This is a genomic window from Asticcacaulis sp. W401b, from assembly GCF_046503825.1.
GTDB lineage: Bacteria > Pseudomonadota > Alphaproteobacteria > Caulobacterales > Caulobacteraceae > Asticcacaulis.
The window spans coordinates 108,430-129,958 of the sequence record NZ_JBKFEE010000006.1 but is presented as its reverse complement, the minus strand read 5'-3'; the positions used below and the strand labels follow the sequence as shown (position 1 = coordinate 129,958).

Sequence of the window (21,529 nt, the reverse complement as noted above, 5' to 3'; positions counted from 1 at the left end):
TTGGACGACTTCAGTTAAAGCGATGGCGAGTTCGCGTATTTGACCCCGGTCAATTCCGAGGAAGAATAGCCAGATCCTCCGGCGAGTTGAGGTTTTGCAGTATGTTGCCCCCCGGATCGGGTAGCTCTATGCCGCCAAGTCCATGCAATAGCCGTTTCAGGGAGTAGCCTCCCGACTTTACCGCCGCATGGGCGGCCGATGTAATGGCGGCTCGTGACGCCGCGCGCAGTGGTAGGGCGAGGGGGAGGGGCGTGGGTTGAAAGTGGACCGGCACCATGGAGAGGCAACAGGTTTCCACGAGTTCGCGCAGGCAGATTACCGAAAGGCAAGGCATATCCACGGGGACGACGACAAGACAGTGCGTGTTTGCCGGCGCTGTTTCGATCGATGTCAGAAGGCCGCCCAATGGGCCTATGCCGGGAAAGCGGTCAGAGAACCCGCTGGGAAGGTCTGGGCGACCCGCGTAGGAGACCTGGTCAACTCCACAAGCAAACAAAAGGCCAGTCATTATCTGGAGCCAGGTTCGTCCTTCGTGAACGAGACCCGCTTTGTCCTGACCCATCCGGGTCGATTTTCCACCGCACAGGACCACGCCCAGAATCATCCGGCTATCGTCCTTCCACAGTTGCGCCGTCGAGCCAATCGCTCTGGCCGTCGCTATAGTGTTCTTCCTTCCACACCGGGAGACGGTTCTTGAGTTCTTCGATGATGTAGCGGTTTGCCTTGTAGGCGCTATCGCGGTGTGGCGAGCCAACACCGATCACGACGCTAATGCCGCCGATGGGTAGATAGCCGCGAAAATGCTCGACAAAGCAAATCAGATCTTGTCCATATGCCTCTCGCGCCTCGGTACAGATCGCAAGCAATGTGGTCCGGGCAAGCTCGTCGAACGCCTCATACGTCACCCCGGTTACAGGTCGCCCCAGGTTGTGATTACGCACACGACCAACAAAAATCGAGCTGGCACCATTTTCCGCTCGGTCTGTGAATGTGAGTGCGTCCTCAACTGACAAGGCGACGCTTTGAATTTGCACGTGAATGGGATCCACTTTAACCTCCCGACACGGGTGGGATCAAAGCCAGGCCGGCGGGTTTGTCGATAATCGCGTCCGCCCGCAGAATTTCGTCCCGGGTGGCAAAAGCCGTCACCCTGAAGAGGCCCTCGCGGTTAAATCCCGGATTTTGGGCAGCGATGGCTTCAGCGACAAGTACCCGCAGGGTTTTAAGGGGCATTGGCAATTCGACTTCCAGTTCCATAAAACCAGTGTCGCTATATCGGCGAAAAGCGCCGAAGAGTTCGAGTTTAAGGATATGCTTGGTCATTACAGAGCTTCATGAAATGGGAACTGGCAACCGATCGGGAAGACGTCGACATAGGTTGCAACCGTCAGGCGAGAGGCGTTGCCGCTGATACGGATGAAGGCATTGGCTTTGGCCAGAGACATTGTCTTGAACGATTCCTGGCCGTCGAGCGGATCGACCCACAGGCCGTTGTCCAGATTGAGGGCCACACTGGCCTTCAAAAACAAGGTGAGATCGTTTTTGCGGGACACGCTGGCGTTGAGACGCGCTGTCAATGGTTTTTCCGGAGGTAAATTTTGAAGAGCCCGGATAAAGGGGATGACGAAGAACCTAAAACCAACGGCCGCTGCCGCCGGGTTGCCAGGCAAGCCGAAATAGTGCCCACCACCCGGCAGGCGCGCAAACAGGATTGGCTTGCCCGGTTTGATGGCGACTTTATGAAACAGGATTTCACCGCCCATCTTGGTAATCAGTTCGGGGACGAAGTCATGGACACCTGCGGAGACGCCGCCGGTAGAGATAACGAGAGTTCCTGCTTGTAGATCCTTAAGTTGTGTTTTTAGGGCTTGAAGGGAGTCAGCAATGCGCCCCCCGAACCGAGCGCTTAATCCCTCACGCTGTGCGGCTGCGACCAGATAGGGACCGTTGGCATCATAGATTCCCGCCTTCGCGCGGACGGCGGCTGTCGTTTCGGCGACTTCGTCTCCGGTGCTGAAGACAATCACATCGGGCTGCTTAAAGACCTGCAGGGAGGCCACACCTGCCGACGCTGCCAGCATCATCGTTTCGGCTGAAATCCGCTCGCCGGCGCGCAGCAGGAGGCTACCGGTGGTGATATCTTCGCCTGTTCTGCGGATGTGATCTCCCCGTTCCGGTGCATAGGGGATTAGGACGCGGTTACTCGTAGGGGAAACCGTCTCGAGGGGCAGCACGCAATCAAAACCCGCTGGGATCGGTGCCCCCGTCATTATCTGAACCGCCTTGCCCCGTAAGTCGCCTTCAAAAACGCTTTCCGAACCGGCTGTAACCGTTCCGATCACGTGAAGACCGACGGGACTTTGGGCTGAAGCCAGCCGGACATCGGCGTGACGGACGGCAAATCCATCCATGGCAGAATTGTCGAACGGCGGCGAATCGTGTGCGCTGCGCACAGTTTCTGAACTCACGCGGCCCAAGCATTCGATAAGAGGGCGTTTTTCGATGGTTCTTAGAAGCCCTTCACCGGCAATGATTTCGAGCGCTTTGTCGTAGCTGATCATTTAGGGGCTCCTTTTGCGATCCGCAGGAGATGAGGGAGCAAGTCCGGCAGCAGGGCCGAAAGACCTTCCGCCACCGCCTTCGGATTACCGGGAAGAGCGACGACGAGAGTTTTACCGATCAGGCCGCCGATGGCGCGACTGCTCCAAGACAAAGGCGTGTAACGGGCGCCATCGGAACGCAGTCTCTCGCCTATACCCGGAATTTCTCTGTCGAACAGAGCCGCCAGCGTCTCGGGCGTGACATCCCGCTCGGCAACGCCTGTCCCGCCTGTGCAGACGATCAGGTCAGGGCTCGATCGCGCCAGGACTTCGACGATCAGGGCTCGCAGCTTTTCGGGTTCGTCCGCGATAACCTCGCGTCCTATAAGCGTTGCGCCGTAGCGTTGCAGGGTGTCGCCTAGCAGTGTGCCGGACGTGTCATCATATTCACCTCTCGACGCGCGGTCGCTGAGCGTGATGACAAACACATCCCGTTCACTCAGTACAAGCGGTACGGATGGATTCACAATTTGGGATATCCAGTTTGGCACGCCCAGAGGGTGCACCCAGGTTCCTGACTTTCCTCCCATCTTGGCCAAAAGGCAGATGTTTGTGAGTTCGAGACCGGGTTCAACCATCTTGGTAATATCCCAGATGTTGAGCAGGGCCGCATTCACACCCGCGAGCGCTTCCATCTCCACGCCGGTCCTGGAATGCGTAATGACGGTGCAGAAGACCGTTATCTGATAGGTCCGGGGGTTTGGCTCAACTTTTATACTGACGTGATCCAGTGGCAGGGGATGGCAGAGTATCATGGTTTGCGAGGCGGCCTTGGCCCCCTGAATCCCCGCCAGTTGGCAAAGAGTCAGCGGATCGCCTTTAGGCAGGCTCCTGTCGTTGATTCGCACATATGCCGCGGGACCAACGGTGATGGTTCCGCAGGCTATTGCGACCCGTTTCGTTACGGGTTTCTCGCCAACATTTATCATTGAAAACGCGTTCAAACGCTTATCCTCCAATCGACGCGAGGTGCGGGGTCAGACCGGTGACGCCGTTCTGTAACTGATGGGCCGCGCTTTTGCCGGCCAGCAAACGGCGAATGGTGGTCATCAATTCAGCTTGCTGGTGGTGATGCATCAGGAGCGGGCGCAGGTCATGGCCAAATTCACCAAACAGGCACAGTCGCAATTGTCCCCGGGCCGTGACCCGTAGACGATTGCAAGTGGTACAGAAATCCCGAGAGTAGGGGGCGATGATGCCAATGCTGCCCTTGAAATCAGGGCTTACATATTCTTTTGCCGGACCGTCGTTTGGCCCTCTGGGCTTAAGATGGAAACCCTCGCGAACCAGACGTCGTTCAATTTCCGAGGCGCTGTAGTGATGTCTGGCAAAATACTCGGCATTTTCACCGGTTCGCATAAGCTCAATGAAGCGCAGGCTGATCTTCTGGTTGCGAACAAACGCGAGGAAAGAGGGCCACTCGTCGTCATTCAGCCCCTTGAGCATGACGCAGTTGATCTTGAGGCGGTGAATACCTTCGGCGCGAGCGGCGTCAAGGCCGTCGAGAACCATGTGAAGTTTATTGTGCCCGGTAATGAGCTCGAACTTTTTAGGATCGAGACTGTCAATGCTCACATTCAAGGCGTTTATCCCGCACTGAACGTAGGCTTTAGCCATCGATTTCAGGTTATAGCCATTGGTCGTCATGGCCAGGGTGCTAAGCCCTGGAAGAGAGGAAATGGCCGCAGCTATGGTTGGCAAATCCCTGCGTAAGCTGGGTTCCCCGCCAGTCAGGCGTATTTTCTGTACCCCAAGACGCACAAAGGCTTGAGCCAGATGAACCGTTTCCTGAACCGTGAGGAAGTCATGGGGCGCGGTCTTTTTGTATCCATCCGGAAGACAATAGGTGCAACGAAAATTGCACGCCTCTGTCAACGAAAGCCTTAGATACGGGAACGCCCGTCCGAACGAGTCTGTGATCACCCTGTCATCCTTTCCAATCGCGGGAGGTGCGTGCGTTTCCACACGGCACCCGGTGGCGGATGGCCACGGCCTTTCAACCTTATGAGCAACTCACTTAGGTTTTGGGCTTCGGATGAAGAAGGCGTATCAGAGACGGACTGAACGGGATTTGACCAAGGTCAAACGCGGCGAGCCAGATTGCCGCACCTGTGTTCAGAGATCGGGATTAGGGCACTCGTCTGACTCGTGACGGGGGCAGGTCCCCGCAAGTTCCATGTCGCAATACTGGCACAATGCGAAAGGACTGGGGAGCGAAATCTCGTTGCGTTCGACATCGATTCCGTCATCTCGCAGGGTCTGCAGCGCGCGGGAGAAGGTTTCTGGCTTCATTCCGAGATATCCCGCAATGAGGGACTTATCGTAAGGCAGCTTAAAGTGAGTGGAGCTTTCCTCATTATGCAGAAGTTCTTTCAGGAGGAAACGTCCCACCCGCTGGCTTACGGATTTGAGGGTCAGTTGTTCGAACTGGCTGATCATGGACTGCGAGCGCATGGCTACGGTCGACAGCATGTTCATCGCGAGCGTTGAATTAGACTGAAGTTTCTCCCGCATGATCGAGGATGGAATCGACAGGAGTTCAACATACTCGATGGCCTGCGCATTGACGGGCAGAATCGCACTATTGAAAATCGCTGTCTCCAGAAGTGCATCGCCGGTGCCCAGGACCTGAAGAATCGACTCCTGGCCCTCAGCATCGCCCTTGAATAGCTTCACCCAGCCTTTGAGGACGATATAGAACCGCGAAGCCTGTTCCCCCTGCATGAAGATGAGCGCGCCTTTGTCATGGTGGGTGACGCGCGCAAATCTCAAAATATCGCGCAGATCCGCCTCGGCGATTTCGGAGAACAAAGGCAGCGAACTGATGCCTGCCATGTGGTTTGAAACGTTGCTACCGATGTCGGCGGGCTCAGTCCGTGTTTCGGACGCCTTGGCTGGTGCAACCGCTGCCGGGTTTTGGCGCCCGAGCGAGTCCACCATGGAAAGCCCCAATTGATGGAGGGCATCCATTTTTTCGGTGAAAAGCTCAAACCAAGCCAGAGGATCCAGCCCTGATTGCGACAGGGCAGACCCATTGCGAACGAGGTCCTTGTTGAGACTGTTTATTTTCTCAAACGCAGGCGTCCTTTTTTTGATCAACTCAAATGCCGCTTTGGTTTCTTCGTCACAGAGGCTTAGGAACATACGTTCATAGGCGTTCTGTTTGGCGATAATATACTCAAGTAGATTTCTGACTTCAGGACTTTCGCTGCCTTGCCCCTGTAAAAGGTAGCCTCCAAGTGCCCGTTCGCGGCCCACACGTTCCTTCCAATGCAGAAAATTGACGAACGCGGAAACGCGAACCGGATTGTTGTCAGGGTCAAATACAGACAGTTCCTGAACGATGTCGATGGCCGGATTTATGATTTCGCTGGTGTAGAACCTCTGCGCGTCGTCAGGGCCGACCATGCGGGAAATGACGTATTTCCGCCGTGACGGCAGATAGTGTACGGCGTTCATCAGAGGCTCAATCTTCGCGCTCTGTTTTTTAGGCAGGGCGCTGAGAGTCTGGATACTCTGATCGGAGATATGGAACTGGCGATCGAGGTGTTCCGTGAAGCGGCCAACGCTATCACGCAGGAACAGAGAGACGATACCGCGCTCCTTCTGCGCGTCGTGAACGAACTGGCAGAGTGAGCCTATCGCGGCCTCGTTCATGCGTAGGATTCCCGATCTTGTTATATGAGGGTCTACCATACCATATACTCAGTCTGTGTCAGCCATAATGCGTCATTGATCACGCTTCACTATCGACGGCCATGTGACGAAATGTCATGCGCGCTCAAGACCTATTGATCTCGGTCAAGGTCAAGCGTTCTCGTCCTCGACTAAGGCATGCTGCCTAAACCGGGAGGAGCCATGTCGATAAATCTGCACCCAACGCCCACCAGTGCGGCCCTTACCTCGGCGAGCCTGACGGCACTTTTTATTGCGCAACTTCCCATTCCCCTGCTCAAGGGGCTGGCACACGCCGCAGCGTCGCTTATTGACCGCTATCATCCCGGTCTCGGTGAGCGCCTCGCGGAGGCTGAAGGGTCCAGGTTTCACTTCCAACTCGTCGATTGTCCCTTCGATGGCAGTATCTGTGTCGAGAATGGACGTTTGCAGATCGATGTTCTGTCAAAAGAGGCGCAGGCGTCGGCGGACGTCGTTGTCAAAGGTCGGCTGGAGGCGCTGCTCGATCTGATGCAGGGTCGGTATGACGGAGATGCGCTCTTCTTCACGCGCGAGATTGAGACTCGTGGCGACACAGGCGCGCTTCTCAGCCTGCGAAATGCACTTGAGAATGAGGAGATCGATCTGGTTTTGCTGGCAAGCCGCGCCAGTGGCCCTTTCGCGCCTTTGGTTCGCGCTCTTGTTTCCCATCTGTCGCGCCGGGCCACACAGACGGTCGCTCAACTCGAGGGCATTTTCAGCGCGCGTCTTCAGCCCTTTATGCTGGCTCAGAGAGCGCTTGATCGGCGATTGAGTGACATTGAACAGCGATTGGGTCCCATCGAGCGGGCGGCTCGTAAAGGACGTAACCATGAAGCGGCTTGAAATCATCTGTCCCGCGGGCACACCTGCGGCCCTCAAGGTTGCCATTGATGAGGGGGCGGATGCGGTTTATCTCGGCTTTCGGGATGAAACCAATGCCCGAAACTTCCCGGGGCTGAACTTCTCGCGCCCGGAATTGTCTCAGGGAATCGCCTATGCCCATGCGCGCAGGCGGCATGTCTACGTCGCTATAAATACCTATCCTGAAGCGGGCCGTGAGACGCTTTGGCGTATGGCTGTCGATGACGCCGTAAAAGCGGGTGCAGATGCGATCATACTGGCTGACCCCGGTCTCCTCCATTACGCCCATGAGGTCCATCCGACGGTGCGCTTGCATTTGTCTGTTCAGGCGTCAGCATCGACGGCAAAGGCAATCAGATTTTATGTCAGCCGATTTGGAGTAAAGCGCGTCGTCCTGCCCCGCGTTCTGACCCTCGCTGAAATAGCGGACCTCAACCGGGAGGTTGAGGTTGAAACGGAAGTGTTTGCCTTTGGAGGGATGTGCCCCATGGCTGAGGGGCGATGTTCCTTGTCATCCTATATTACCGGGAAGTCTCCAAACCGGAATGGCGTGTGTTCGCCGGCAAGCCATGTCGAGTACGTTGAAGACGATGCTCACCTTTCGGCCCGATTAGGCGGATTTACAATCAACCGGTTTTCTACTGGAGAGGGTGCGGGCTATCCAACCCTGTGTAAGGGGCGTTTTGTCGCTCAGGATCAGGCGTCATACATTTTCGAAGATCCGGTCAGTCTCAATGTCCTGGCGAACTTGGCCGAGGTGGCAGCGACCGGGGTCACCGCCCTAAAAATCGAAGGGCGTCAGCGGGGTAAAGCCTATATCCGTGAGATCGTTCAAACGTTTCGGCAGGCGGTAGATGCCCACTTTGCAAACAGGCCGGGACCGGACCCCGCGTCCATCCAACATTTGTGCGAGGGCCAGGTTTCTACGTCTGGAGCCTACGAGAAGGGCTGGCGATGACAAATTCTGAGCGCACGACCCTGACACTTGGGCCGCTACTTTATAACTGGTCACCCGAGAAGGCGCATGATTTTTATCTGCGGGTCGCTGATGAGGTCGACGTGGACCGTGTCTATCTCGGCGAGGTCGTGTGTTCAAAGCGTCAACCCTTTCACGAGCCCTACTGGGCACAAGCCGTCGAAAGGCTTGAGCGGGCGGGCAAGCAGGTTGTTTTCTCGAGTCTGGCGCTGGTAACGACGCGCCGGGAGGTCCGCGCGCTTAGTGAACTTGCTGATCCGGAGGGGGAGCATGTGGTTGAACTTAATGATTTGACAGCTCTTGAGGGATGGAGGGGCGGCGCATTCCGAATTGGTCCCTATATCAACGTCTATAACGAATCGAGCCTGCGTTTCTTTGAGAGTCTTGGAGCGACGGGCGCGACCTTGCCGTTTGAACTGACAGCAAAAAGTCTGGCGCAAATCGCGGCCTCGACATCAATGGAGATCGAGGTTCAAGCCTTCGGGAGGCTACCGCTGGCCATTTCCGCCCGATGCTATCACGCCCGCGCCTACAGGCTGCACAAAGACAATTGCCGTTTTGTCTGTGCTGATCATAGTGATGGAATGGTCGTCAAAACGTTGGATGGCGCGCCTTTCCTTACGGTGAACGGGACGCAGACCCAGTCCCTGACCTGCGTCAATCTCCTCGAAGATCTTGCGGCGTTGGCAGCTATGGGCATCCGAACCTACCGTTTATCGCCACAGGACATCGATATGGCTGACGTGGCTGCCACGTTCCGGTCTGTGGCAACCGGAAGCCTCGAAGCACGAGCCGGTTTGGCGCACCTGGGGGCCTGCTTTCCGCAATTTGTTTTCTCAAATGGCTATTTCCACGGTCTTGAAGGCCGCGTCCGAACGCCTGCCCAGGAAGCCATTTGATCCGGATCAAGTCGATCCGAAAGGACAATTGCGTGTGACCTGACGTGCATCAAAGAGCCCTTTTACGAAGTGTGGGAATTTCGGGCCGTTGCTGAAGGCGGCTTGAAAGGACGGGGTGCTCAGATGCACGGGCAATCAAGTACAGATCTGCTGGCAAAGGTCAGCCAATTCGCGCAATTTCGGGCACTTAGCCTGACGACGGTCGCGTTCACCATCAGTTTTGCGGTCTGGACCATCTTCGCTATCGTTGGGGTCGAGATCAAGGCTGAACTGGGACTGAGCGAGACTCAGTTCAGCCTTCTGCTGGGCACGCCTATTCTGACGGGTTCGCTGGTCCGGCTTTTCATGGGCATCTGGGCGGATCAATATGGCGGTCGCCCTGTGATGTTTGTGGTGATGATCGCTTCGGCGATCTGCACCTGGCTTCTGATCTACGCCAAAACCTATGAAATGCTGTTGATCACGGCGCTGGGGCTGGGCGTTGCCGGCGGCACCTTTGTCGTCGGGATCTCCTACCTCTCGAAATGGTATCCAAAGGCGCGTCAGGGAACGGCCCTTGGGATTTACGGTATGGGTAATGTTGGCTCGGCCGTCACCAAGATTTGCGCGCCGTTTGTAATGGTGGCCTTCGGCTGGCACATGGTCGCTCAGATCTGGGCGGCGGCTCTGGCGGTGATTGCGTTTGTTTATTTCTTTGGCACCAAGGATGAGCCTGAGCTGATTGAGCGTCGCCGGACGGGGGCCAAGCCCAAGTCAACGGCTATGGCTTTGAGCCCATTGAAGAAGCTTCAGGTCTGGCGCTTCTCGGTCTACTACTTCTTTGTGTTCGGCGGATACGTCGCTCTGGCCTTGTGGCTGCCGCGTTACTATGTCGGCGCCTACGATCTGGATATCAAGCACGCCGGGCTTCTGGCGGCTTCCTTCTCCATCGCGGGCTCAATGTTTCGCGCTGTGGGTGGTTATCTCGCGGACACGATCGGTGCTCGTAAGGTCATGTATCTGACCTTCATTGTCTGCGTGGCGTGCTGCTTCGTGCTGAGCTATCCCGCCACTGACTACATCATTCATGGGATCAAAGGTGACATCGCCTTTTCGCTGAAACTGGGTTTCTGGCCGTTCACAGCCGTCGTTTTCTGCCTCGGCCTTTTCATGTCATTCGGCAAGGCTGCAGTCTACAAGCACATCCCGGTCTATTACCCCGATAATGTCGGGTCGGTGGCCGGCATTGTGGGGCTGATAGGCGGGCTTGGTGGCTTCTTCCTGCCGCTGGCTTTTGGCGTGCTCAACGACCTGACCAATGTCTGGACGAGCTGCTTCATGCTCATGTTCGTTCTGGTCGCCATCGCCCTCACCTGGATGCATCTGGCCATTCAGCACATGGAAAAGGCCCGCCACCCCGAGCTGCGGGGACCCAAGTACTTCCCAGAACTCGATCACACGCCTTCGCGCTGAAGGCTTTCTCTCCCAACTTAAGGCCCATCTCAATGGCAAACACAGTCAGTTCGTATTCGAAAGACGTGCTCGATCAATGGAATCCCGAGGATCCGGTTTTTCTGGAAGCTTACGGAAAGAAGATCGCCAACCGCAATCTTTGGATTTCCACCGCTTGTCTCTTCCTTGCTTTCGCGACCTGGATGATCTGGTCGGTCGTGGCAGTCAACCTGAACAGCGCCGGCTTTAACTTCACCAAGGAGCAGTTGTTTACGCTTGCGGCCATGCCTGGGTTGTCGGGGGCAACCTTACGCATCTTCTACTCGTTCGTCGTGCCGATATTCGGAGGGCGTAACTGGACAGTCGTGAGCACGGCCTCGCTTCTGATCCCAGCCTTGGGCATTGGGGTGGCTGTTCAGAACCCGAACACTTCGTTCGAAACGATGATGCTTCTGGCTCTCTTTTGCGGATTCGGTGGCGGGAACTTTTCCTCCTCCATGTCCAACATCAGCTTCTTCTTTCCAAAGAAGGCGCAAGGCTCGGCGCTTGGCATCAATGCGGGTCTTGGAAACCTGGGCGTCAGCGCGATCCAGTTCATTGTCCCCATCGTGATCGGTATGTCGGTTTTTGGTGATCTGGGTGGGGCGCCGCAGACCCTGACGACGGATGGGGTTACAAAAACCGTCTGGTTGCAAAATGCCGGGTTTGTCCTCGTTGTGCCCATCCTTTTCTGTACGATTGCCGCCGCGTTCGGGATGAACAATCTGAAATCGGCTCAGACCCCGCTCCGTGAGCAACTGGTGATCTTTCGCCGCAAGCACATGTACCTGACGACCCTTCTCTACATCATGTCGTTCGGTTCGTTCATCGGGTACGCGGCGGCTTTCCCATTGCTAATCAAGACCCAGTTTGTGGGCGTAAACGCCATTCAACTGGCCTTTATCGGCCCATTACTCGGTGCCGCTATTCGCCCGCTTGGCGGAATCATTGCCGACAAGCTCGGTGGCGCAGTTGTCACCCTCTGGACGCTGTTTTTGATGATCGCAGCTGTTCTGGGCGTTCTCTGGTTTATTCAGCCGGATACCCGCAGCTTCGAGGGCTTCTTCGCCTGCTTCATGGTCCTGTTCGTCACAACGGGCCTCGCGAACGGATCGGTCTTCCGCATGATTGGGGTTATTTTCCCTCCCAAGGAAAAGGCGCCGGTCCTGGGCTTTTCAGCCGCGATTGCCGCTTTTGGCGCGTTCTACATCCCTAAGGCTTTCGGATGGGCTGTAGAGGCCACTGGCCACGTCGACCCGGCTTTCTGGGGGTTTGCCGCCTACTACGTCCTTTGCGTCGCCATCCTGTTCATCTGGTATCTCGGCAAGAACGCCGAAATCAAGTGCTGAGCCAAATAGAAACTTACCGAGGATAGAACGAAATGAGCCAGTTGTTAGATAAGATCTCATTCTTCACCCGCCCCAAGGAAGCCTTTTCGGACGGGCACGGCACAAAGACCACCGAGTCCCGTGAATGGGAGAAGGGCTACCGCGCGCGTTGGCAGCACGACAAGATCGTCCGCTCGACGCACGGTGTGAACTGCACCGGATCATGCAGTTGGAAGGTTTATGTAAAGAACGGGCTCGTGACCTGGGAAACCCAGCAGACCGACTATCCGCGGACCCGGCCGGACATGCCGAACCACGAACCGCGCGGCTGCGCCAGAGGGGCCAGCTACTCGTGGTATCTTTATAGCGCCAACCGTCTGAAATATCCTCTGATCCGTTCGAAGCTGATGAAGGCGTGGCGCAAGGCGAAGGCCAGGCACGCGGACCCGGTGGACGCCTGGAATGCGGTGGCGAGTGACGAAAAGGTCCGGCGCGACTATCAACAGGCGCGTGGTCGCGGCGGCTTTGTGCGCGCCAGTTGGGACGAGGTGAACGAAATCATCGCCGCTTCCAACGTGCATACGGCCAAAACCTACGGCCCTGATCGCATCGTTGGGTTTTCTCCCATCCCTGCCATGTCCATGGTCTCATATGCGTCAGGGGCACGCTATCTGTCGCTGATCGGCGGGGTCTGCCTCAGCTTTTATGATTGGTATTGTGATTTGCCGCCGTCGAGCCCTCAGACCTGGGGCGAGCAGACGGACGTGCCCGAAAGCGCCGACTGGTACAATTCTGGGTTCATCATCGCCTGGGGCTCTAATGTCCCCCAGACCCGTACCCCCGACGCTCACTTCTTCACTGAAGTGCGTTACAAGGGGACCAAGACGGTTGCCGTCACACCTGACTATTCTGAAGTTGCCAAACTCGCTGACCTGTGGATGCATCCGAAACAGGGCACTGATACGGCGCTGGCCCTGGCAATGGGTCACGTGATTCTAACTGAATGGCATCTGAAGGGCAAAAGCGACTACTTTGACGACTATTGCCGCGCCTTTACGGATATGCCGTTCCTTGTTCGGCTCGTGGAGAAGGAGGGGCGCCTCGTTCCCGAACGGATGATCCGGGCATCGGACTTTTCTGGTAATCTGGGATTGGAGAACAATCCGGACTGGAAGCCGGTCGTCGTTTGCGGTCACAAGGAACTGATCAAGGTGCCCAATGGCACGGCGGGTTCGCGTTGGGGGCAGACCGGGAAATGGAACCTGGAACCGAAAGACGAGAGGACAGGCGAGGATATCTGGCCGCTCCTCAGTCTACTTGACCACAGTCAGAAAGAGATCAAGTCAGTTGCTTTTCCGTACTTTGGCAATCTTGAGCATGATTTCTTCAAGTCGACGGGGCACGACAGTGTTCTGGAGCGCAATGTTCCGGCGGTGAGGCTGGAACTGAAGGATGGCCCGGCCTATGTGACCAGCGTATTCGATCTGTTTGTTGCCAATTACGGCGTGGACCGTGGTTTGGGCGGGGCCAATGTGGCGACCTCCTATGACGATGACGTGCCCTATACACCCGCTTGGCAGGAAGCCATTACAGGCGTCCCGCGTGAACAGGCGATTGAAATCGCAAGGCAGTTTGCGGAGAATGCTCACAAGACCCATGGTCGTTCCATGGTCATCGTCGGTGCTGGCCTGAACCACTGGTACCATATGGATATGACGTACCGGGCCATCATCAACATGCTGGTCATGTGCGGTTGTATCGGGAAGTCCGGTGGTGGCTGGAGCCACTATGTGGGCCAGGAAAAGCTTCGCCCGCAAACCGGGTGGGCGCCGCTGGCGTTCGGGACGGACTGGAGCCGGCCCCCGCGCCAGCAGAATGGCACCTCGTTCTTCTATGCGCACACCGACCAGTACCGGTATGAGAAGCTCCAGATGGACGAAATTCTCTCGCCCCTCGCGGATCGCAGTGAATGGACGGACCTGTCCCTGATCGATTGTAACGTCAAAGCTGAGCGGATGGGCTGGCTTCCGTCTGCTCCGCAGTTACAGATTAACCCTCTTGACTTGGGGCGTCAGATCAAGGCGCAAGGCGTTGAAGCGGGACCTTATGTTGCGAATGCCCTGAAGTCTCGTGAAGTCAGTCTGTCCTGCCTTGATCCCGACAACCCCCTGAACTGGCCCCGCAACATGTTCGTGTGGCGCTCCAATATCCTGGGCTCGAGTGGAAAGGGTCATGAGTATTTTCTGAAGCATCTTTTGGGCACCCAGCATGGTGTCCAGGGGGTGGACCTTGGGCAGGAAGGCGCCAGCTTGCCCAAGGAGGTGCGTTGGCACGAGGAGGCTCCGGAAGGCAAGCTTGATTTGCTGGTTACGCTCGATTTCCGCATGTCAACGACCTGCATGTATTCCGACATCGTTTTGCCGACCGCCACCTGGTACGAGAAAAACGACCTGAACACGTCCGACATGCATCCCTTTATCCATCCGCTCTCCGCAGCCGTTGATCCGGCGTGGGAAGCGCGTTCGGACTGGGATATCTACAAGGGCATCGCCAAACGCTTTTCGGAGCTTTGCGAAGGGCATCTGGGCGTCGAACAGGATGTCGTCCTCAATCCCATTAAGCATGATACTGCGTCGGAACTGGCGCAGCCGTTCGAGGTTGAGGACTGGTATGAGGGCGCGTGTGATCCCATTCCGGGTAAAACCATGCCTTCGGTCACCCTGGTCGAGCGCGACTATCCGAATACCTATAAAAAATTCACTTCGCTCGGACCGCTTCTGGCAAAGGTCGGCAATGGCGGTAAAGGCATCGGGTGGAACACCGACGCCGAACTCAAGCTGCTGGCGGAAATGAACTACACAGTGTCGGAGGCGGGGATCTCTAAAGGACTGCCGCGTATTGACACGGCGATTGACGCCGCCGAGGTGATCATGACGCTCGCACCTGAGACGAACGGGCATGTCGCGGTCAAGGCCTGGAATGCATTGTCAAAAGCAACGGGACGCAGCCATGTGCATCTGGCCGAAGCGCGTGAAGACGAACACATTCGTTACCGGGATATCCAGGCGCAACCGCGCAAGATTATCTCGTCGCCGACCTGGAGCGGTATTGAATCCGAGCACGTCAGCTACACGGCCGGCTATACCAATGTGCACGAACTGATCCCCTGGCGAACCCTTACCGGTCGTCAGCAACTTTACCAGGATCATAAGTGGATGCGCGCGTTTGGGGAGTCGCTGTGCGTTTACCGGCCACCCGTGGACCTGAAGACAACCGCGCCCGTGATCCATCGTTTCGGCAAGGACCGCAAGCAGGTTGTGTTGAACTTCATCACCCCTCACCAGAAGTGGGGCATTCACTCCACCTATTCGGACAACCTACTGATGCTGACCCTTTCCCGGGGCGGTCCCATCGTGTGGATCTCCGAAATTGATGCCAGGAAGATCGGGGTCGAGGACAATGACTGGGTCGAGGCTTATAATTCGAACGGTGCTCTGACGGCGCGTGCCGTCGTATCTCAGCGCGTCCCTGAGGGCATGATCCTCATGTACCACGCTCAGGAGAAGATCATCAACGTGCCGACCTCGGAGATCACGGGGGCGCGCGGCGGCATCCACAACTCAGTAACGCGTACAGTTCTCAAGCCTACCCACATGATCGGGGGCTATGCGCAACTGGCCTATGACTTCAACTATTACGGCACCGTCGGCGCCAACCGTGACGAATTCGTCATTCTCAGAAAAATGAAAAAGGTCAATTGGGACAACGTCGAAGGCTACGGCCAGGGCGAGTTGCCATCGATTGACAATCGCACCGGACAAGGAGCCTAATCCCATGAAAGTACGTGCTCAGATTGGCATGGTGCTGAACCTCGACAAGTGCATCGGCTGTCACACCTGTTCTGTCACCTGCAAGAACGTGTGGACATCGCGTCAAGGCGTCGAATACGCCTGGTTCAACAATGTGGAGACCAAGCCCGGCGTCGGCTACCCAAATGACTGGGAGAATCAGGATCGTTGGAAAGGCGGCTGGCAACGCCAGGCTTCGGGAAAGATCACGCCTAAGCAGGGCGGTAAATGGCGCACTTTGGCGGGCCTCTTTTCGAACCCGAACCTGCCCTCTATCGACGACTATTACGAACCCTTCACCTTTGATTACGAGCATCTTCAGAAGTCCCCTGAAGCCCGGACAATGCCTACGGCGCAACCTGTTTCGGTGATCACCGGCAAGAAGATGAAGAAGGTCAACAGTGGCCCCAACTGGGAAGAAATCCTTGGGGGTGAGTTCGAGAAGCGCGGCAAGGATAAAAATTTCGAGAACGTCCAGAAGGAGATCTACGGACAGTTCGAGAACACCTTCATGATGTACCTGCCGCGTCTGTGCGAGCATTGTCTCAATCCGGCCTGTGTCGCCGCCTGTCCATCAGGCGCCATATACAAGCGCGAAGAAGACGGTATCGTACTGATCGATCAGGATAAATGCCGCGGCTGGCGTATGTGTGTGTCGGCCTGCCCGTACAAGAAAATCTATTTCAACTGGGAATCCGGCAAATCAGAGAAATGCACTTTCTGCTACCCGCGGATTGAAGCCGGGGAGCCTACCGTATGCTCGGAAACCTGCGTTGGACGGATACGCTATCTGGGCGTTCTTCTTTACGATGCTGATCGTATTGAAGCGTCGGCGTCTGTTGAAGATGAGCAAAACCTTTACCACGCCCAACTCGATATGTTCCTTGATCCGGAAGACCCCGACGTCATACGAGCGGCGAAAGCGGAAGGCATTCCCGACAGTTGGCTTGAAGCGGCCAAGCGGTCACCGGTGTATAAGATGGCGATCGACTGGAAGATCGCGTTCCCGCTACACCCGGAATACCGTACGCTGCCTATGGTATGGTACGTCCCGCCTCTGTCACCGATCCAGAATGCAGCCGCGAAGGGGCAGGTGGGTCTGAACGGTGTCATTCCCGACGTCAAATCGCTTCGAATTCCGCTCACCTATCTCGCCAACATGTTGACGGCGGGTGAGGAACGCCCCGTCCAACTCGCGTTGGAGCGGATGCTGACGATGCGCGCCTTTATGCGCGGGCGTCACGTCGATGGCCTCGCCAATCCGGAACTTCTGGAACGGGTCGGCATGGATGTGGCCATGGTTGAAGACATGTACCGTTACATGGCGATTGCGAACTACGAGGATCGCTTTGTTATCCCAACCTCGCACAAGGAGTACGCGGAGAAGGCGTTCGACATGAAGTCTGGCTGTGGGTTCTCGTTCGGGAATGGATGTTCGACGGGGGATAGCCAGATCAATCTGTTTGATTCCCCGAAGCGCAAGAATCTCTTTGGAGGCACCCATGTCGGTTAAGTCTTATAAAATGCTGGGCTTGTTGTTGTGTTATCCGGCCCCGGAATGGGTGGCGCTGCTGCCCGAGATACGCGACACGCTCGCCGACGAAGGACAATTGCCAGCGTCGCGGCTTGAGGCGCTTGAAAGACTCTTTGAGTTTCTGAGCGCCAATATTGTGGAGGCACAGGAAACCTATGTCGCCACCTTCGACCGTATCCGGTCTTTATCTCTGCATCTTTTTGAGCACGTCCATGGGGAGTCCCGGGACCGTGGCCAGGCGATGATCGACCTTATTGAAAGGTATCGGGAGACAGGACTGATGCCTCCGTCCAATGAGCTTCCGGACTACCTGCCGATGTTTCTGGAGTATCTAAGTCATATTGACGCCACAGAGGCGCGCGCCGCCTTGACGGAGCCTGTCCACATTCTTGAGGCGATCGCCAAACGCCTTCAGGACCGGGAAAGTCCGTATCTGGCCGTGTTCAATGCGCTTTTGCATCTGGCCGGTCGCCCATCGCTGCGGGCGGCACACACCCTCATCGGCGGAACGCAGGAGAAAGATCCGACATTCGACGACCTTGATAAACAATGGGCGGAAACGGCCGTGGAGTTCCTCGGCGCCGCATCGCCGGATGCGCCCGCTTCGCAGGCCCGGTGCGGTTAAAGGAGACTGTCATGACAAACACCTACTACACGTTCTTTTTCGGCATTTATCCCTATATCGCGCTTAGCATTCTGGCGATCGGCAGCCTCGTTCGCTATGATCGTGAGCCCTACACATGGAAGGCCTCTTCGTCACTGCTTCTGGCGGACAAGGGCCTAAGGCTTGGAAACATTCTCTTCCATATCGGAGTCCTGTTCATATTCGGCGGGCACCTCGTAGGGCTGCTCACCCCGCACTGGGTCTATGCGCCTTTTATAACCGCAGAGCAAAAGCAGATGGTGGCAATTGCCGCAGGGGGGGCGGCAGGCATCGTCGGATTTGCCGGGCTGACGATTCTGGTGTTTCGCCGTCTCTTTGTCGCGCGCATTCGTCACACCAGTTCGGCTGCCGACATTCTTATTCTGCTCCTGCTATGGGTCCAGATCGTTCTCGGTCTCACGACCATCCCTTTCTCGCTGGGCCATCATGACGCGACCATTATGTTACGTCTGTGCGACTGGGCGCAGTCGATTTTCACGTTCCAGCCGCAGGCCGCCAGCTATATCGTCGATCTGGCCTGGCCTTATCAGGTGCATATCATTCTCGGACTCACGTTGTTCGTTCTGTTTCCTTTCACGCGTCTCGTTCATATGCTGAGCGTGCCGGTGAAATATATCGGGCGTCCCTATCAGATCGTCCGTAGTCGAATGGCCAAGCGGTAGGAGACGGACATGCCGATCCTTGTAAACGATACTGAGATAACGGATGAGCAGGTGTTCCGCGAGATGCAGCATCATCCAGCCACGGATCGCGAGGCGGCCATGCAGATGGCCGCTGAAGCCCTCACCATCCGTGAACTTCTGCTTCAGGCCTTTGTTCGCGAGGGTCTCGGGGAGCGGGAGGTGGATGAGGAGGGTGATCCGCTGGCGGATGACGGGCGCATCCAGAGCCTTCTGGACAAAATGATCCAGGTGCCGGCGGTGACGGAAGAGGATACCCGCCGCTATTTCGAAAATAATAAGGCAAGTTTCGCCGCTCGCTCAGGTTCGGGGGAGCCCCTGTATGAAGATATGCGCGAGGCTATCACGGCCTTCCTTTCGGAAACAAGCTGGCGGACCGCGACCCAGCAATACATCAAGATACTCGCGGGGCGAGCCAGATTAGCCGGAATCGATCTGGAGGCCGCGGACAGCCCCTTGGTCCGCTGATGCCCGCAGGCCCGCCAATACCGTATTGGCGGGCTCATTTTTTTACAAGGCGCCCCGATCATTGTTCCGATCCGAGAACATCGACAGGCAAGGTGTATCGTCTGAGTTTACCAGATCCATTACGGCCTGGGCCACGACAGGTCCGAGCAGAAACCCGTGTCTGTACATGCCATTGGCGGCAATGTAAGCACCGTCTTGACCTGTTGATATTCTGGGAAGCTTTGTGGGGTAGGACGGGCGTACCCCACACAGCACCTCTTTCAGGTAAGCTCTGTTCAGGCGTCTATCGAGCGTTTGGGCCGCATCGAGCAATGACTTTAGCCCGTCGAGCCGTGGCATATCCTCGACGGGAAGTGCTTCGCGTCGCATGGTTGCGCCGACGATCAGACCATCCCCGGCATGCGGGACGGCATAGAAGAGTTCGGCGCCTGAAAAGAAGCGTACCGGTCGCGTGAGCTGGAAACCGTCTGGTGGCAGAAGGGACAGGGCTTCTCCCTTTACGGCATGAAGGTCTGGATCGTGGTCTTGGGTCCAGCCCCGGCAGTCGATGACCCGATCATACCGATCCCAAAGATCACTCACTTCTGTCTCCTCGCAGATGAGTTGTCCTCCCATTTGCAGTGTCAGTCTGACCATCGCCTTTAGGGCTTCGATCGCGTCGAGGTGCGCATCCTCCGGGAAATAAAGGCCATCTTCGTAAACGGGGCTCAGGCATGGTTCCAGGGTGCGCACACCAGCCCTATCCAGCATCACCCAGCGGTCTGATAAGGGCTCGATCCCGCGCTGGAAGGCTGTTAACAGGGGGCGGTCGAATGCTGAGGCGACCAGCAGACTACCTCGTCGTTTTAGGGCGCAGGGCATTTCGTCCGCGAGCAGATCTTTCCAGATGCCAATGGCCTTCAAACCCGCTTCAACGAAACGCAGGGGGAGTTCGGCGGATTCTCCCAAAGGCGTGAGCATACCTGCGGCTGCGGCGCTGGCCCCTTGCCCAGGAAAGCCTGAGCGATCGAATATGCTCACCTTGAAACCCGCGCGTAAGAGACGAACCGCGCAGCTTAGTCCCGTGACGCCCGCGCCAATGATCGCGATGGTTTGCATAGGTGGTCTCCCAATCCAATTTACAGCGCCATAGGCCGGATTGTCCCAGGAGGAATTGATCTGCCTCAATGTCGGAAAGGCGAGTTTGCCGGATTATTCTCCAAAAGGAGACCAGACCATGCCCACGCCTTCGCGAAAGGTCATCACACGCCCTCACGCAACGCCGGCCCCAGTGGCGGTCGGGTGGCCGTTTCTCAGCATCGGCTTTAGACCCTTCTTCCTGTGCGCGGCCCTCTTCGCACCGACAGCGCTTACGGTTTTCCTCTTTGCACTTTCCGGCGGAGTCGAGTGGTCAAGCCGGTTCTCTCCCGTGGACTGGCACAGGCATGAAATGCTGTTTGGTTACACGCTGGCCATTGTCGCGGGGTTTTTGTTCACGGCCGTACAGAACTGGACCAGTCGGCCAACGCCAAAGGGCGCGCTTTTGGCCACAATGGTCGCGCTGTGGGGGCTTGGGCGTCTGGCGGTTGCTCTATCATCGCAACTGCCTTTGATAGGGGTTCTGTTCATCGATCTGTGCTTCCCCGTGGCAATTGCCTACGGCATTGGACGCCCGCTCCTCGAGGCGGGAAACACGCGAAATCTCTTTTTCCTCGGACTACTTGCGTTGCTCAGCACGGCAAATGCGCTGACTTATTTCGGCCGCGCCGACATCGGGTACGGCCTGGCATTGAATATATTCCTCCTGATGATCATCATTATCGGGGGTCGGGTGATCGCCATGTTCACGGAACGCCCTCTTGGGCTGATCCTCCGGCGCGATTCACGCCTCGACCGGATCATCATTTTGACGAGCCTTACGGCATTCTTGCTGGAGATGGTTCTCCTGACGGCTCCCGACGGACTTCCGAGACCTGTTGCAGGGTTCGTGTTTTTGGTCGCGGGGACGGCGAATCTGTGGCGGCTGTCGAGTTGGCAGTCGCATAAAGCCCTGAAACATCCCCTCATATGGGTCTTGCACGCGGGGTACGCCTGGCTGGTGGCGGGAATGGCGTTGAAGGCCGCCTACTTTTTTGGAGCGGCTGTACCGAATTCGATCGCAACGCACGCGCTCACGGCGGGGGCAATCGGCGTGACGACGCTTGGGTTCATCTCGCGTGTGGCGCTCGGCCATACCGGTCGCCCGCTTGTCGTGGGTTGGGACATGGCGACGGCCTTCGTTCTGATCAACACGGCCGCCTTGACGCGGGTGTGTGTTGTCTGGCTGTGGCCCGATCTGGCTGAGGGCGCTTATCGTCTTGCCGCGGTGATGTGGTTTGCAGCCTTTGCCTTGTTTCTGATCCGCTACACGCCCTACCTGTTGAGCAGGCGAGCGGATGACACACGTTCGTGAATTCGACTTGACCGCGATCAAGTCGAATCGCCGCTTCTATATTTAGTGTCCGTTAGATCGAATGGCCCTATATA

General features: G+C 56.7%; 19 protein-coding genes and 1 riboswitch. Of the genes, 11 read left to right on the top strand and 8 right to left on the bottom strand.

Annotated elements, in window-relative coordinates; translation table 11 throughout:
* Positions 1–49: 49 nt before the first annotated feature.
* From ACK8OE_RS13950 to ACK8OE_RS13920, 7 genes are all read right to left on the bottom strand, one after another.
* Positions 50–604: a molybdenum cofactor guanylyltransferase gene (locus tag ACK8OE_RS13950; protein ID WP_410273016.1), complete on the bottom strand. Its 555-nt coding sequence runs from the start codon at positions 602–604 to the stop codon at positions 50–52.
* A gap of 4 nt (positions 605–608) precedes the next feature.
* Positions 609–1,049, bottom strand: coding sequence for a molybdenum cofactor biosynthesis protein MoaE (locus tag ACK8OE_RS13945; RefSeq protein WP_410273015.1), 441 nt, complete (start codon positions 1,047–1,049; stop codon positions 609–611).
* A gap of 1 nt (position 1,050) precedes the next feature.
* Positions 1,051–1,323 (bottom strand): MoaD/ThiS family protein, encoded by a 273-nt coding sequence (locus ACK8OE_RS13940; protein WP_410273014.1) that lies wholly within the window; start codon positions 1,321–1,323, stop codon positions 1,051–1,053.
* The gene (gene glp, locus ACK8OE_RS13935) at positions 1,323–2,561 is read right to left on the bottom strand and encodes a gephyrin-like molybdotransferase Glp (protein WP_410273013.1); all 1,239 of its coding nucleotides are present in this window, start codon (positions 2,559–2,561) and stop codon (positions 1,323–1,325) included. The genes ACK8OE_RS13940 and glp overlap by 1 nt, the downstream gene beginning before the upstream one ends.
* Complete coding sequence (gene moaCB, locus ACK8OE_RS13930) at positions 2,558–3,544, bottom strand: bifunctional molybdenum cofactor biosynthesis protein MoaC/MoaB (protein ID WP_410273012.1); 987 nt, start codon at positions 3,542–3,544, stop codon at positions 2,558–2,560. The genes glp and moaCB overlap by 4 nt, the downstream gene beginning before the upstream one ends.
* A 4-nt stretch (positions 3,545–3,548) precedes the next feature.
* Positions 3,549–4,523 carry a GTP 3',8-cyclase MoaA gene (gene moaA, locus ACK8OE_RS13925; protein WP_410273011.1) on the bottom strand — a complete coding sequence of 325 codons (975 nt, stop codon included), beginning with the start codon at positions 4,521–4,523 and terminating at the stop codon, positions 3,549–3,551.
* Positions 4,514–4,649, bottom strand: a riboswitch (molybdenum cofactor riboswitch). It overlaps the preceding gene by 10 nt.
* A 66-nt stretch (positions 4,650–4,715) precedes the next feature.
* Positions 4,716–6,257 (bottom strand): nitrate- and nitrite sensing domain-containing protein, encoded by a 1,542-nt coding sequence (locus tag ACK8OE_RS13920; RefSeq protein WP_410273010.1) that lies wholly within the window; start codon positions 6,255–6,257, stop codon positions 4,716–4,718.
* A 201-nt stretch (positions 6,258–6,458) separates the two neighbouring features.
* Here ACK8OE_RS13920 and ACK8OE_RS13915 point away from each other — a divergent pair, with 201 nt between their 5' ends.
* The 10 genes from ACK8OE_RS13915 to ACK8OE_RS13870 all read left to right on the top strand — a co-directional run bounded on the left by ACK8OE_RS13915 (position 6,459) and on the right by ACK8OE_RS13870 (position 19,024).
* Positions 6,459–7,139 carry an SCP2 domain-containing protein gene (locus ACK8OE_RS13915; protein ID WP_410273009.1) on the top strand — a complete coding sequence of 227 codons (681 nt, stop codon included), beginning with the start codon at positions 6,459–6,461 and terminating at the stop codon, positions 7,137–7,139.
* Complete coding sequence (locus ACK8OE_RS13910) at positions 7,126–8,115, top strand: peptidase U32 family protein (protein ID WP_410273008.1); 990 nt, start codon at positions 7,126–7,128, stop codon at positions 8,113–8,115. Before ACK8OE_RS13915 ends, ACK8OE_RS13910 begins: the two co-directional genes overlap by 14 nt.
* The gene (locus tag ACK8OE_RS13905) at positions 8,112–9,032 is read left to right on the top strand and encodes a U32 family peptidase (protein ID WP_410273007.1); all 921 of its coding nucleotides are present in this window, start codon (positions 8,112–8,114) and stop codon (positions 9,030–9,032) included. The genes ACK8OE_RS13910 and ACK8OE_RS13905 overlap by 4 nt, the downstream gene beginning before the upstream one ends.
* A gap of 123 nt (positions 9,033–9,155) precedes the next feature.
* Positions 9,156–10,484: an MFS transporter gene (locus tag ACK8OE_RS13900; protein ID WP_410273006.1), complete on the top strand. Its 1,329-nt coding sequence runs from the start codon at positions 9,156–9,158 to the stop codon at positions 10,482–10,484.
* Positions 10,485–10,516: 32 nt separating this feature from the next.
* A complete protein-coding gene (locus ACK8OE_RS13895) occupies positions 10,517–11,851 on the top strand; it encodes an MFS transporter (RefSeq protein WP_410273005.1) in 1,335 nt (444 codons plus the stop codon).
* 32 nt (positions 11,852–11,883) lie between these two features.
* Entirely contained in the window at positions 11,884–15,660 is a 3,777-nt protein-coding gene (locus ACK8OE_RS13890) for a nitrate reductase subunit alpha (RefSeq protein WP_410273004.1), read from the top strand.
* Positions 15,661–15,664: 4 nt separating this feature from the next.
* A complete protein-coding gene (narH, locus tag ACK8OE_RS13885; RefSeq protein ID WP_410273003.1) occupies positions 15,665–17,191 on the top strand; it encodes a nitrate reductase subunit beta in 1,527 nt (508 codons plus the stop codon).
* Positions 17,181–17,837 carry a nitrate reductase molybdenum cofactor assembly chaperone gene (gene narJ, locus ACK8OE_RS13880; protein WP_410273002.1) on the top strand — a complete coding sequence of 219 codons (657 nt, stop codon included), beginning with the start codon at positions 17,181–17,183 and terminating at the stop codon, positions 17,835–17,837. Before narH ends, narJ begins: the two co-directional genes overlap by 11 nt.
* Before the next feature lie 11 nt (positions 17,838–17,848).
* On the top strand, positions 17,849–18,538 hold the full coding sequence (gene narI, locus ACK8OE_RS13875; protein WP_410273001.1) for a respiratory nitrate reductase subunit gamma: 690 nt from the start codon (positions 17,849–17,851) through the stop codon (positions 18,536–18,538).
* Positions 18,539–18,547: 9 nt separating this feature from the next.
* Positions 18,548–19,024: a hypothetical protein gene (locus ACK8OE_RS13870; RefSeq protein ID WP_410273000.1), complete on the top strand. Its 477-nt coding sequence runs from the start codon at positions 18,548–18,550 to the stop codon at positions 19,022–19,024.
* Positions 19,025–19,066: 42 nt separating this feature from the next.
* Here the strand turns inward: ACK8OE_RS13870 and ACK8OE_RS13865 are convergent, their stop codons facing one another.
* On the bottom strand, positions 19,067–20,122 hold the full coding sequence (locus ACK8OE_RS13865) for an FAD-dependent oxidoreductase (RefSeq protein ID WP_410272999.1): 1,056 nt from the start codon (positions 20,120–20,122) through the stop codon (positions 19,067–19,069).
* Positions 20,123–20,240: 118 nt separating this feature from the next.
* Between ACK8OE_RS13865 and ACK8OE_RS13860 the strand changes: the two genes are divergently transcribed.
* Positions 20,241–21,455 (top strand): NnrS family protein, encoded by a 1,215-nt coding sequence (locus ACK8OE_RS13860; RefSeq protein ID WP_410272998.1) that lies wholly within the window; start codon positions 20,241–20,243, stop codon positions 21,453–21,455.
* Positions 21,456–21,529 lie beyond the last annotated feature (74 nt).